Here is an 11,551-nt window from a genome sequence, read left to right on the forward strand (position 1 = left end):
TTCATGTTCTTGCCGGCGGAATGCATATTTTGACGGTTTCAGTCGAGGAACGGATTCAACACGCAAACCATGGAAATGGTTTATCAGTCCCGTGCATCCGTGCAGCTTCCGCGGTGCCGGTGATCACAATTGTTGTAGGACATCATGCGACAGTTTTTCAAAAAATTGCACCCTGACGTTCCCTTGTGTTGCGCAACCCGCTTTGAAATGCTTTGGCTCATGACTGCAATTCTGGAGAAAACAAATGAATGTTCGTGTCGGCTCTTTGCCCTTTGTTTTGTTGATGCTCGGGGCATGCGATGTCGAATCTGTTGAAACAAACGGCACGAATCTTCGTTTCATCACACAGCTACCTGAAGCTGTGACCGCTGTCGCAGCTCCGTTTCAGAATCTCGAGGCGGTGGTGCTTCTGCCCGATGACAATTGCTATTGGTACAACCATGCTGGCCCGGTAGAGACGACGTTGCTTCCGCTGCGCACGACACAAGGGCGACCGATTTGCGTTGAACGAGCAGAGGTCGCGCCAGCGCAATAACCGCGCGTTAGCTGCGCGCGGTGATGCCATCTTCTGTTGGGTATAGAACAGCGGTCGAACCAATCGCGACTTGGTCGTAAAGCCCAATGATATGGGCCATAACCATCCGTACACAGCCAGAGCTTGCCCGCCCGCCAATCGACCGAGGCGACGGCGTGCCATGTATACGCAGATAGGTGTCGCGATTGCCGACATAGAGGTACAGAGCCCGTGAACCAAGCGGGTTAGACGGACCACCATCAACACCATCTTTGAACCGCTCGAATGATGCAGGATCACGTTCGATCATCGCATCAGTTGGTCGCCACGTCGGCCATTTTACCTTGCGTCTGATATTGTACGTTCCAGGCTCGTAGAGATTGCCACGTGCAATCGCCACGCCATAGCGCATCGCCGTGCCGTCGTTGCGAATATGATAAAGATAGCGGGCAATCGCATCGACATGGATATCGCCAGGTGTCAGGTTATCGTTTGCCTCAACAAGTGTCGGCAAAAAACGCGGGTGAAAACCCCAAGGGTTCGATGTGAACGGATCATAGTTTTGTGGTGTCACGCGCGCATCCCAACTGGCCCAGTTCGACGGCGGCGAAACGGGTGCGCGTGGTGCGATTGGTTCAATCGGGGCGGTCTGCTCCTGTGCAAGCGCCACACCGGCAATGGGCGGAGAAAATAGAGCCGCCGTCGTGATGATGAAATGGCGTCGGTTGAACATGGACAGACCTTTTCTAAAGATAACTACGCTAAAAACACCCACATTGGCTTAAGCGGAAAACGAATTTCAGGCAATAGGACTGTGCTCCGACTTCGCCAAGATGTTCTATGACGAACCCCTGCCCACCGTTCCTCATTGATATTATCTCTGATGTGATGTGCCCGTGGTGCGTCATCGGGTAAACCGGACAAGGGCATGGCTCTTGCCCGCATCAGACATTGCTGAAAAACTTCATCTCAGTTGCAACCACCGAATGGAAACGCGGTGAAAGTCCTAAGTATGTCATGCTCTCGCACGAAACATCTGATTGCCATGGGTTTCGTAGGTACCTCCTTTCTTTCGGCTTGCGGTACCTCATCTCAATCATCTCCTCCCGAGACCGAACTCGATTGCATGGCACGCGCTATGTATTTTGAATCAAACCGCTCCAGCCGCGACGGGATGATAGCGGTGGGGAGCGTCGTTATGAATCGCGTCCAATCCGACGCATTCCCCAACACCGTCTGTGGAGTGGTCAGCCAGAAAAACCAGTTCGCACCCGGTGTTATGACTGCGGAAATGGACAGTAGATCAGCGCCCCTTGCTAAGGCCGCAGCGCTCTCCGTTCTTAGTGGAGAGCGGCACCAGAATATCGCGGACGCAAGATTTTTCCATGCGGCGGGGTATCAGGCGTCTTACAACAATATGCACTATGTCCTGACGACGGGCGGAAATGCCTTTTACGAAAAACGAAAACCCGAGAACGTAACTGTCCCGGCACCACTCCCACCAACCGAGGGGATAACAGGGAGCTAAAAAGCAGCGTTCAAGGATGTGCAGGAAGACGCGATTGGTGAGCTAGACACCATTTTGTCGACTTCCCCTTTTTCAGGAAAGAGGGGAAGTCCGGCCTGCTGCTTGTAAGGCGCTCCTCAAAGTTCCAGCACCGACAGCAATGGCATTGCGCAAACCCGCGAACGATCATTTCGGTGCTGAGGACAAAAATCCGCTGTCCTTATGCACAAGGCCTAATGTAGCGTCAGCGCTATGACGCAATCATCTAAATCTGTGCTGTTGCTTGGAAGCACGGGAACCATCGGACGCGCTACAGCCAACGCCTTGGTTGCGGCCGGATACAAGGTTGTCGCACCGGTGCGTTCACAATCGGATGCAGGCACGATGGCCTTCACTGTTCCTTGCACAATGACACAATCCGCCTTTCTTTCCTTGATGAGGGAACATGCGTGCGAGGCTGTGATCTCGTGCGTAGCATCGCGCAGCGGCGTGCCGCGCGATGCACGCGCTATCGACCACGACCTCAATAGCGCGGCCCTGTCCGCAGCTGTTGCCGCAGGGGTCACACAGTTTGTTCTACTTTCAGCAATCTGCGTCCAGAAACCCAAACTGGCCTTCCAGCAAGCCAAACTCGCATTCGAGGCAGAACTGCAGTCAGCCCCGATCATTTGGTCCATCGTGCGCCCGACCGCGTTTTTCAAATCGCTTTCGGGTCAGTTGAACCGTTTGCGTGCGGGCAAGCCGTTTCTGCTTTTCGGTGATGGCGCGTTGACCGCCTGCAAGCCGATTAGTAACGATGATCTGGCTCGCTATCTTGTCGCGTGCCTGTCTGACACCACCCTCCAGAACCGTATTTTGCCCATCGGCGGGCCTGGCCCTGCCATGACACCGCGCGAGCAGGGCGAACTCCTGTTTGAAGCATTGGGCAAAACGCCGCGCTTCAAACATGTGCCCGTTGGGATCATGTCAGCGGTCATTGCTGGCCTGTCAACGTTTGGCAAGGTCTCCTCGCGCTTGCGCGACAAGGCGGAATTGGCACGTATAGGCCGGTATTATGCTACGGAGTCCATGCTGGTCTGGGATGATACCGCAGGTCGATACGATGCCGATGCTACCCCGGAGTTCGGAACAGAAACGCTTGCCGACCACTACAAGCGGTTAGCAAAGGAAGACATCGCAGATGATCGTGGAGAACACGCCGTTTTTTGACGTCAGGGCGACGTCTTTGCGTACCGCAACAGAACGGTGAATTGTTCATGCGCCATTCGATTTCGATCGTTTGGCTTCGTTTAAGTCAGACAGTCCGAAAATCATCAGGCATGAGATGAACCTGCGCTTCTTCCAGAACAATGTCACCCAACCTGCGCAATATCTCGCTTGATTGGGTGCTTGACTGCCAATGCAGCGAAACCTTTATCCGTTTGTTGGGCACCAACTCGATCAGCTTACCGCTTCTTAGATATTGCTCGCCCGCAACAGCCGGCACAATTCCCCAGCCTGTCCCGTTCAAACAGCACGCAAGGTATCCCTCATAAGAAGGCACCATATGTGTCAATGTTGCTGTCGGCGTGCCAAAACAAAGCGCCATCCACTGTGCCTGGATCGTGTCCTTTCGGTCAAAGGCCAGACATGCAGTCCCTTTGATGGTGTCGAGTGACACGCCATTCGCGAAATGTGCATTGTAGAATTCTGTCGATGCCACAGCGATGTATTCCATCGCGCCCAACGATATCCTGCGGCATCCCTGGATCGGCTTTTCGTGACTGGTGACGACAGCCAAAGAGTTTCCGGATGTCAGACTTTTTTCAGTGTGTTCCTGATCATCGGGGATTATTTCCAGCTGCACCCTAAGATCCTGCACAGCGCGCTTTATAACATTCGGAAACCACGATGCGATGCTGTCGTTGTTAACTGTGATGCGGATTTTCACAGGACTCGATGTCTCGCCGTCGACCAAAGAACTTATGCGATCATTGAGCTCATGCTGAAGCAAAGTGACCTGCTCGACATGCTGGCACAGATGTAGTCCCAGTTCCGTTGGCACACACGGACGACCTCGCACGATGAGCAACGATCCGACTTTGTCTTCCAGCTGCTTGATTCGTTGACTCACCGCTGATTGCGTCACATTCAACGATTTGGCCGCGGCATCAAAGCCGCCTTCGCGGATGACCGCTGCCAAAGACAGCAAAGAGTCGTAATCGTATTCCATTCAGCGAAATTCCTTAGTATAAGCAGGACTTATGCAATGTTAGAAAACATGACGCTAAATGCAAACAATAAGTAGGCATGAGTAGAAGAAAGTGGTTTTTTTATAAGAAAAACTGATTGTTACCCCTCGATCGCAGACTGGCATAGCAAGAAAACTCTTTCTACAAAGGCATGAAAAGGTCATTACTGTTTCCTCAAAAGCAAGCGAGGACGAGATGGCAGGACAAGACCTGAGAAAAAGGTTCATGCGGCGGTTTGTTGGCATGGAAAAATATTCGAGGAGCGAAGCGGTTGGCATTGTTGCGGTTTATGTCGCTACAATCGCTGTGAGCGTGTTTGCCGGCCACTACCTTCTGTCCCTGCCGTTAACTTGGATTACGGCGACTTTGATGTTTTCTGTCGCCGTGTTTATCGGTACGCGGCTGCGCGGTCTGAACAATATTGTCCACGAGTGCACGCATTCGACCTTCTGCGAGGATCGTGGGGACAACGTGACTCTGGGAAGGTTTTGTTCATCTTTGTTGATCGGGTGTTTCAAGGAATACAAGCATGACCATCTTTCGCATCACGCGCATCTTGGTGATTATCATCAAGATCGAGAGATGGGCCCGATCGAGAAATTTGCCCTCCACGAACCTATCTCAGCAAGAACCATCTTGCGCCATTTCATCACCCCTTTGATGGGGCGTCACCTCAAGATGTATTCTGGCATCAATTTGTCAGGCAGTGATGGCGCGCCTTACCTCGCCCTCAAGATTGTTCTGCTTGTGGCGATTTGTGCGTTCACGTTGGTCCATCCGTTGACGTCGTTGGCCTTCATCCTGCTTCCGCTGTTCTATATTTTTCCGACCATCAATTTTTGGACTGATTGCCTTGATCACGCTGGAATCGTCGGGGAGGACGACGAACTGGAAGCAACGCGCAACGTATTGGCCTCTACGCCTGTAAAGTTGCTCTTCTTTCCGCGAAACGACTGCTTTCACCTTGTTCATCATCTCTTTCCACAAGTGCCAGCGCGGCATCTGGAAACAGCACACCATGAACTCTTGAAAGACAGCACATATCAAAATTCAGGCGCGGCAATGAAGCCGATCTACAGATCACTGACGCAACCAATTGCCAAAGTGACCTAACCAACTTGGGATGACACTCTCGCTGCAGAGTCCCGTATCTTCGGACTATCCGGATAGAACCTGTCAGACCGGTCAAACAAGAACGGCTGCGCTGTAAGAACAGTGCAGCCGTTCAAGTTAACAACATTACTCGCACAAAATCAGATGAACCTAACAACACCAAATCTAATTTACTAATGCGGCATAAGCAAGATTAATCTTTAGGCTTTGCCACGTAAAATGCGATAGCGCGCTGCCAGTGTCGGACTGGATTGAAAGCAACACAGTCTTCCAAGCTTAACCGGTGTTGTTGCGGATACGGGCCATAAGCACCATGTGATCGTCCTCGTGCTGGCTCATCAGACCTACACGCCAAGCCGGGCACCCATACGACGCAGAACGGCAGGACGTGTTCAACAATCCAACGCGCAAACACACCAATCACGCTACGCTATCGCCAGTTGACTGTGAAAAAGCACAGAGGAGAATGAACGAGGCAAGTGTCTGGCAAACAAGGGCACAGCACTCTGCGGCGTCAAAGGGTCGGTGTTGCGTCGCAAATAATGGTTATTTGAAATATTGGTTCCGTATGCCTATCATGATGACAGACAACGAACCAATGAACCAAGTCTGGACGGGTCAGCAAGATGGGCAATAACATACCGGATGCCGACGCAGAACTTGAGAAGTCCGATCCAGAGCAGCATTTGTCGGACTTCATCGGCTATACCATGACGCGGGCTCTTTCCATTGTTCGAGCCGATTTTGCGCGCACCCTGTCTGAATACAATCTCAGGGCAGTGTCGTTTTCGGCTTTGTCGATCGTCGTGGCAAAGCCGGGCCAGACCCAAACGCAATTGGCCGATGCGCTTCAGGTCGAACGGTCGAACCTTGTCGGGATCATCGACGAACTGGCCGGGCGGAATCTGATCATCCGTGCGCCGGTGGCAAAAGATCGCAGGCGGCACGCGCTGATGCCGACGACGGCCGGCAAAGAGCTTGCGGCTGCCGCCCAAGCCAGTGTGGCTGACCACGAAAACCGGGTTTTTGGATGCCTGACCAAAACCGAACGCGCCGAATTGCAACGCATCTTGCGGAAATTTCGGAAGATGGCGACGGTCTAGCCGAGGGCACTCCGCAGGGCAGCGACCATATCGCGCTGGGCGGGGGTGGGGTGCCATCGCAAGACGGGAGCGATCCACGCAACGACGGGTGTCCGCTGGGGTATTGATAGGGTTGGCAGGGCCGAACCGCGAAAGCATCAAGAAGACCATGTGAAACGCCAAATCTGCCGTGTCGAGACAGCGTACTTGGCAGATTTTTCGTGCGCAAACCTATGAACCGGAGCTTTGCGTGCAAATGCACCAAGCACCGGTTTGCGCTAAGTGCTTGTGATCGTGTGTTCCACGAATTTTACAAACGGATCGTCCTCATCGCGCGCAATCAGACTCTCGCCCGTAGCAGGATAAGTCACGCCGAGAATGGATTGAATATGCTGCTTGATCTCGACGGGATCAGGCCATTTGCCATCGAAAAATTCCGGGTAGTTCTCGGAAGGGGTGGATTTCAACGTATGCCTATCCTCTAGGCTGAAATACCCCATCGTGATGAGAACGATAAAGTCCTTAACACTATTCGTTACTTTGAAAGCTTCGCCTTCAGAACCCATAAACACAAAGCTGTAATCGTTGCCATCCTTCCAAACCGCAAAATGGCTGCCATCTGAACCGCATTTGACCAAAGGCAAAAGAAACGCTTCCAGCCCATCTTTTCCAAACCAATGACGCACCAGATCGGGCCTTATGACAAAGGCAAGGTGCGACCAAAGGTGATCTATGCTTTGTACTGGCATAGTGGGCAGAAAGAGCTGCTTGGTTATTCGGTATTGAAAGCACTGTTTCTTGTCTTCGAGCCACTGAATGAGATTCCAAATCTCGTCGGGCAATACGAAGCTTTCTGGAAGTGAGGCTCGTAGCGCTTCTTCAAACTGCCGGCTCTTTCGCATCCCGACCATTGATTTGCCCCTTCATCAAAGTCTGACTTTCGCCGCGCTGCACATGAACTGCAAAAAGGGCCCGAACCGGACGTTCACCCTGCCCGGAGCGACCGCAGAAACAACCCGATCCCGCCAACCAGCAGCACGAGGATCACGATCAGATCAAACGCGCTCATTCGTGTCAGTTCCAGCGTCATATTCGCAATCACCCCAAAGATCAGCGCGACCAGTGACGCGCCTGCGATCCCCCAGCCTAACCAGTTCTTGGAGTTGTAAAAGATCATCCCCACGCCGAACATGAAGGGGATCAGCACCATGCCGGATGTGATTGTCACGCCGCCGATGCCAAAGACGCGGGCGCCCATCCCAAAATTGGGCCGCACCACGATGCCGTTGAGCAGCAGATAGCCGCCGCCAACCATCATGATAAGCCCGATCAGAAAACTGCCGGTTCCGCCGTCACTGCCGCCTGCGCCACGTGCCATTGATCTCTCCCAAGACGAAAAATGTTCCACAATACCTAGGGGGAGGAGGGCGCAAAAACCAGTCCTGTTCTGGCACAATGCCTGTATTGGCGCGTCCGCGCAGTGCGTAGCCTAAATGCGTGCTTTCAATGCCTCCATCAGCTCGGTGAGCAGTTTGATGTAAATCTCGCCTGTCAGTTTGCCGTTCTCATCGAATTCCTTGGCAGAATTCGCGACCAAGACCTCGGGTCCCTGCAAGATATGCGGACGGAAGGGTGTCATTGCCAACCGAAGCGAGAATTGCGACCGTTCGCCGCCTGCGCGGCCTGCGGCTGCGGACATGATCGCCACTGGCTTATCCTTCCATGGGCCACCTTTGGTCCGGCTCACCCAATCGAGCGCGTTCTTGAGCACCCCCGAAAGCGCCTTGTTATATTCCGGCGTTGCGATGATCACCGCATCAGCGGCAGCGATCTGGTCGGCCAGTTTCTGGACGGTGGCGGGGATACCTTCGGCGTCCTCCAGATCACCGTTATAAAGGGGCAGGTTAATGTCGGCTTCGATAAATTCATCGGCCCCGAAAATCGCAGCGGCATTGCGCATCAGCATCGTGTTTGTGGACGCTTTGCGCAAAGAGCCAGAGATGCCAAGAAGAGTGGTCATGGTTGATCCTTTCGTTTTCATGAAATGACCTAACCCGATTGTGCGATTGCGCAACCCGCAGAACTGGCACATGATCCTCTGCAAAACAGCAGGGAGGTGAAATTGATCCGTCACGGTGGAAAAATACTGAGCGATCAGTTGGTTAAACTTGGCGTACGCCGTGTGTTCTCTGTGCCGGGCGAAAGCTTTCTGGCGGCTCTTGACGGGCTTTATGATAGCGGGATCGCCAATATCGTCTGCCGTCAGGAAGGTGGTGCCGCGATGATGGCCGAAGCTTATGGCAAGATGACCGGACAGCCGGGCGTGTGTTTTGTCACGCGCGGGCCAGGGGCCACGAACGCAAGTGCGGGTATCCATATCGCGATGCAGGACAGCACGCCGATGGTGCTTTTCGTGGGGCAGATCGACAACCGCCATACCGACCGAGAGACCTTTCAGGAGATCGACTACAAGGCGGTTTTCGGCGGCTTGGCGAAATGGGTCGCACAAGTGGATGAGACGGACCGCCTGCCCGAATACATCGGGCGTGCGTTTCGCGTGGCAATGTCAGGCAGGCCGGGTCCGGTCGTTTTGGCGCTGCCGGAAAACATGCTGAGTGCAGGGGCTGATGTGCCGGATTTGCGGCTGTCCAATCATGTCGAGCGATCACCGGCACAAAACGAAGCCAACGCCATCATGCATGTCTTGGCCCAAGCGGAAAAACCGCTGATTGTTGTCGGTGGTCCGCATTGGAGTGCGCAGGCGCAAACCGACCTACAGGTCTTTGCCGAAAGCCAACAGGTGCCTGTCGCTGTGAGTTTCCGCAGGCAGGATTACATGGATAACCATCATTCCAGCTATGCCGGTGATCTGAACGTCGGGATCAACCCGCGCCTTGCCGCGCGCATGCGCGATGCGGATACGCTGATCCTGCTGGGGACCCGGTTTGGGGATATCGAGACGCAAGGCTATACGCTTGTCGATCCAGCCGATCCGCAAAAGACGATTGTGCATGTGCATGCCGATGCCGATGAGATCGGGCGGGTTTATGCGCCGGACATAGGGATTGTGGCGACTGCGCCCGCGATTTTGCGCCAACTCGCCAATGCGTCACCGGCGGGGGCTTGGGCGGATTGGACCGCACAGGCCCGTGCAGACTACGAGGCATGGCTCGCTCCGCAAGAGAGCCCCGGCGCGCTCAAGCAGGAAGCGGTGATCAAATGGCTGTCGGACCATTTACCCGATGACGCCATCGTAACGAATGGTGCGGGGAATTATGCGGCATGGCTGCACAGGTATTTTGTTTACAAGAAGTACGGCACCCAGCTTGCGCCCACTTCTGGCTCGATGGGATACGGTTTTCCGGCTTCGATTTCGGCCTCTCTGCAATACCCCGACCGGACGGTGGTTTGCCTTGCCGGTGACGGCTGTTTCCAGATGACCTGCAACGAGATGTCGACGGCCGTGCAGCATGGTGCAAAGCCGATTGTCGTGGTGATGAACAACGGCCGCTATGGCACAATCCGGATGCATCAGGAAAAACACTACCCTGGGCGCGTGTCAGGGACAGCCTTGGCCAACCCCGATTTTGCCGCACTTGCGCGTGCCTATGGCGGACATGGAGAGGTCGTGACCGATACAGCAGGTTTTGCAGACGCCTTTGCGCGGGCTCAGGCGGCAGGGACAGTCGCCGTGATTGAGTGCAAGGTTGACGAAGAGGCGCTGACAACCGCATCAACGCTCAGCGCTGTAAGGGCTGCCGCGCTCAGGGGCTAAACTTCGCTTTGTACCCATGTTGCGGACTGTGAGGGCAAAAACGCCTCGACCGCCGCCGTCGCGATAACGGCGGTATCACCGGTTTCAGGGTTTGGTACGTTCAACCCGCCTTTGGTCACCTGCACGGTAGCACGGCCACGCGGCAGGCCGGCGGTCAGCGCTGCGGTGTCGATCTTGTCGGGTTCTTGCACGCCAACGGTGACCTGCACCCGCATTTCGGCATGAGACAGGCCGATGCTTTCGAAGATCGGTAAGGTCGAATGGCGGATCGCGTCTTCGATCGCGCGGCGGGCAGCTTTTTGATAATCCATCCCGTGCAGATCATTGCCCATGCCCATTTCGATGATGACACGCTGTTCCATCATTTGCGCTCCATGTTGAAAGACACGTTGATCGCGACGTTGGCGATGACGGTCGGTTTGCCATCCGGGCGCGGAATATCAAGGCCGCCGTGATGCACGGTGATCGTCGGCCGGCCGTAGGGGAAAATCTCCTTGAGGCTTTCGGTATCCACCTGATCGGGCTGCTGCACCCCGATTTGCACATCGATCAGCATCGCCTCTTTGGGGAAACCAAAAAGTTCGGCCATATTGATCGAGTTATGCCAAAGCGCGTCTTGCAAGCCGCGCCGTGCAGCTTGGGTATAGTCTTGGCGGCGCAGGCTGGTGCCAAGACCGAATTCGGTCAGAACGCGGTGCTTGGGCATGTTAGAACTCCACCCCGATTTGCGCTTTGATACCGGAACGGAAGGGGTGCTTGACCAGTTCCATCTCGGTCACCAGATCAGCCAGTTCGATCAGATCTTCGTGGGCGTTGCGGCCTGTCAGCACCACATGGGTCATGGGTGGTTTGTGATCGCGCAGGAAGGCCACGACCTCTGCGATATCCACATAATCATAGCGGATCGCGATGTTGATCTCGTCAAGCAGGACCATGTGGTTTGTCTCGTCGAGGATCAATTCTTTCGCCTTCGCCCATGCGGCCTGCGCCATTTCGGTGTCGCGGGATTTATCCTGGGTTTCCCAGGTAAAGCCTTCGCCCATCGTGTGGAAGGCGCAGATATCGGTGAACTTCGCGAGGATCAGGTCACGCTCGCCCGTGGACATCCCACCTTTGATGAACTGTACGACGGCGCATTTCATGTCATGGGCGATGCAGCGAAAGATCATGCCGAAGGCTGCGGAAGATTTTCCTTTGCCCTTGCCGGTGTGGACGATGACCAACCCTTTTTTGTCGGTCTTGGTCGCCATGATCTTGTCGCGGGCGGCTTTCTTCTTGGCCATCTTCATGGCGTGGCGGTCGGTGTCTTCAGTCATATTAGGCCCCAAT

The 11,551-nt window shown here is 54.4% G+C and carries 14 protein-coding genes; 6 read left to right on the forward strand and 8 right to left on the reverse strand.

What is annotated here, in order from left to right; genetic code table 11:
- Window positions 1-244 precede the first annotated feature (244 nt).
- The gene (locus NWQ23_RS00015) at window positions 245-535 is read left to right on the forward strand and encodes a hypothetical protein (protein WP_306164128.1); all 291 of its coding nucleotides are present in this window, start codon (window positions 245-247) and stop codon (window positions 533-535) included.
- Between the two features lie 7 nt (window positions 536-542).
- On the opposite strand, the gene NWQ23_RS00020 is transcribed toward NWQ23_RS00015, so the two are convergent.
- On the reverse strand, window positions 543-1,247 hold the full coding sequence (locus NWQ23_RS00020) for a L,D-transpeptidase (protein ID WP_306164129.1): 705 nt from the start codon (window positions 1,245-1,247) through the stop codon (window positions 543-545).
- A gap of 279 nt (window positions 1,248-1,526) precedes the next feature.
- Here NWQ23_RS00020 and NWQ23_RS00025 point away from each other — a divergent pair, with 279 nt between their 5' ends.
- Together NWQ23_RS00025 and NWQ23_RS00030 are read left to right on the forward strand one after the other, a co-directional pair.
- The gene (locus tag NWQ23_RS00025; protein ID WP_372340090.1) at window positions 1,527-2,042 is read left to right on the forward strand and encodes a cell wall hydrolase; all 516 of its coding nucleotides are present in this window, start codon (window positions 1,527-1,529) and stop codon (window positions 2,040-2,042) included.
- Window positions 2,043-2,273: 231 nt separating this feature from the next.
- Window positions 2,274-3,230 carry an NAD(P)H-binding protein gene (locus tag NWQ23_RS00030; protein ID WP_306164131.1) on the forward strand — a complete coding sequence of 319 codons (957 nt, stop codon included), beginning with the start codon at window positions 2,274-2,276 and terminating at the stop codon, window positions 3,228-3,230.
- 85 nt (window positions 3,231-3,315) lie between these two features.
- Here the strand turns inward: NWQ23_RS00030 and NWQ23_RS00035 are convergent, their stop codons facing one another.
- On the reverse strand, window positions 3,316-4,233 hold the full coding sequence (locus NWQ23_RS00035) for a LysR family transcriptional regulator ArgP (RefSeq protein WP_306164132.1): 918 nt from the start codon (window positions 4,231-4,233) through the stop codon (window positions 3,316-3,318).
- Between the two features lie 214 nt (window positions 4,234-4,447).
- Between NWQ23_RS00035 and NWQ23_RS00040 the strand changes: the two genes are divergently transcribed.
- Together NWQ23_RS00040 and NWQ23_RS00045 are read left to right on the forward strand one after the other, a co-directional pair.
- Window positions 4,448-5,365, forward strand: a complete 918-nt coding sequence (locus NWQ23_RS00040; protein WP_306164133.1) for a fatty acid desaturase — start codon at window positions 4,448-4,450, stop codon at window positions 5,363-5,365.
- Between the two features lie 626 nt (window positions 5,366-5,991).
- Window positions 5,992-6,468, forward strand: a complete 477-nt coding sequence (locus NWQ23_RS00045) for a MarR family winged helix-turn-helix transcriptional regulator (protein WP_306164134.1) — start codon at window positions 5,992-5,994, stop codon at window positions 6,466-6,468.
- Window positions 6,469-6,725: 257 nt separating this feature from the next.
- Here the strand turns inward: NWQ23_RS00045 and NWQ23_RS00050 are convergent, their stop codons facing one another.
- The 3 genes from NWQ23_RS00050 to NWQ23_RS00060 all read right to left on the reverse strand — a co-directional run bounded on the left by NWQ23_RS00050 (window position 6,726) and on the right by NWQ23_RS00060 (window position 8,467).
- On the reverse strand, window positions 6,726-7,358 hold the full coding sequence (locus NWQ23_RS00050; protein ID WP_306164135.1) for a hypothetical protein: 633 nt from the start codon (window positions 7,356-7,358) through the stop codon (window positions 6,726-6,728).
- A gap of 74 nt (window positions 7,359-7,432) precedes the next feature.
- Window positions 7,433-7,825, reverse strand: a complete 393-nt coding sequence (locus tag NWQ23_RS00055) for a hypothetical protein (RefSeq protein ID WP_306164137.1) — start codon at window positions 7,823-7,825, stop codon at window positions 7,433-7,435.
- A gap of 111 nt (window positions 7,826-7,936) precedes the next feature.
- Window positions 7,937-8,467 (reverse strand): NADPH-dependent FMN reductase, encoded by a 531-nt coding sequence (locus NWQ23_RS00060; protein WP_306164138.1) that lies wholly within the window; start codon window positions 8,465-8,467, stop codon window positions 7,937-7,939.
- Window positions 8,468-8,572: 105 nt separating this feature from the next.
- Here NWQ23_RS00060 and NWQ23_RS00065 point away from each other — a divergent pair, with 105 nt between their 5' ends.
- The gene (locus NWQ23_RS00065) at window positions 8,573-10,222 is read left to right on the forward strand and encodes a thiamine pyrophosphate-binding protein (protein ID WP_372340092.1); all 1,650 of its coding nucleotides are present in this window, start codon (window positions 8,573-8,575) and stop codon (window positions 10,220-10,222) included.
- Here NWQ23_RS00065 and NWQ23_RS00070 read toward each other — a convergent pair.
- Genes NWQ23_RS00070 through cobO form a run of 3 tightly spaced genes read right to left on the reverse strand, consistent with a single transcriptional unit; the run spans window position 10,219 to window position 11,538 of the window.
- Window positions 10,219-10,587, reverse strand: coding sequence for a Lin0512 family protein (locus NWQ23_RS00070; protein ID WP_306164140.1), 369 nt, complete (start codon window positions 10,585-10,587; stop codon window positions 10,219-10,221). The two genes, NWQ23_RS00065 and NWQ23_RS00070, sit on opposite strands and share 4 nt — an antisense overlap.
- Window positions 10,584-10,928: a Lin0512 family protein gene (locus tag NWQ23_RS00075; RefSeq protein ID WP_306164141.1), complete on the reverse strand. Its 345-nt coding sequence runs from the start codon at window positions 10,926-10,928 to the stop codon at window positions 10,584-10,586. Before NWQ23_RS00075 ends, NWQ23_RS00070 begins: the two co-directional genes overlap by 4 nt.
- 1 nt (window position 10,929) lies before the next feature.
- Window positions 10,930-11,538 carry a cob(I)yrinic acid a,c-diamide adenosyltransferase gene (cobO, locus tag NWQ23_RS00080; protein WP_306164142.1) on the reverse strand — a complete coding sequence of 203 codons (609 nt, stop codon included), beginning with the start codon at window positions 11,536-11,538 and terminating at the stop codon, window positions 10,930-10,932.
- Window positions 11,539-11,551 lie beyond the last annotated feature (13 nt).

Origin of the sequence: Yoonia sp., from assembly GCF_030731595.1 — a bacterium.
Classification (GTDB): domain Bacteria; phylum Pseudomonadota; class Alphaproteobacteria; order Rhodobacterales; family Rhodobacteraceae; genus Yoonia.

Bases quoted from the DNA above. Each gene is read 5' to 3' on its own strand.
- NWQ23_RS00035 (WP_306164132.1), bottom strand. From the start codon at position 4,233: ATGGAATACGATTACGACTCTTTGCTGTCTTTGGCAGCGGTCATCCGC.
- NWQ23_RS00025 (WP_372340090.1), top strand. From the start codon at position 1,527: ATGTCATGCTCTCGCACGAAACATCTGATTGCCATGGGTTTCGTAGGT.
- cobO (WP_306164142.1), bottom strand. From the start codon at position 11,538: ATGACTGAAGACACCGACCGCCACGCCATGAAGATGGCCAAGAAGAAA.
- NWQ23_RS00030 (WP_306164131.1), top strand. From the start codon at position 2,274: ATGACGCAATCATCTAAATCTGTGCTGTTGCTTGGAAGCACGGGAACC.
- NWQ23_RS00040 (WP_306164133.1), top strand. From the start codon at position 4,448: ATGGCAGGACAAGACCTGAGAAAAAGGTTCATGCGGCGGTTTGTTGGC.
- NWQ23_RS00055 (WP_306164137.1), bottom strand. From the start codon at position 7,825: ATGGCACGTGGCGCAGGCGGCAGTGACGGCGGAACCGGCAGTTTTCTG.
- NWQ23_RS00050 (WP_306164135.1), bottom strand. From the start codon at position 7,358: ATGGTCGGGATGCGAAAGAGCCGGCAGTTTGAAGAAGCGCTACGAGCC.
- NWQ23_RS00070 (WP_306164140.1), bottom strand. From the start codon at position 10,587: ATGATGGAACAGCGTGTCATCATCGAAATGGGCATGGGCAATGATCTG.
- NWQ23_RS00015 (WP_306164128.1), top strand. From the start codon at position 245: ATGAATGTTCGTGTCGGCTCTTTGCCCTTTGTTTTGTTGATGCTCGGG.
- NWQ23_RS00060 (WP_306164138.1), bottom strand. From the start codon at position 8,467: ATGACCACTCTTCTTGGCATCTCTGGCTCTTTGCGCAAAGCGTCCACA.
- NWQ23_RS00075 (WP_306164141.1), bottom strand. From the start codon at position 10,928: ATGCCCAAGCACCGCGTTCTGACCGAATTCGGTCTTGGCACCAGCCTG.
- NWQ23_RS00045 (WP_306164134.1), top strand. From the start codon at position 5,992: ATGGGCAATAACATACCGGATGCCGACGCAGAACTTGAGAAGTCCGAT.
- NWQ23_RS00020 (WP_306164129.1), bottom strand. From the start codon at position 1,247: ATGTTCAACCGACGCCATTTCATCATCACGACGGCGGCTCTATTTTCT.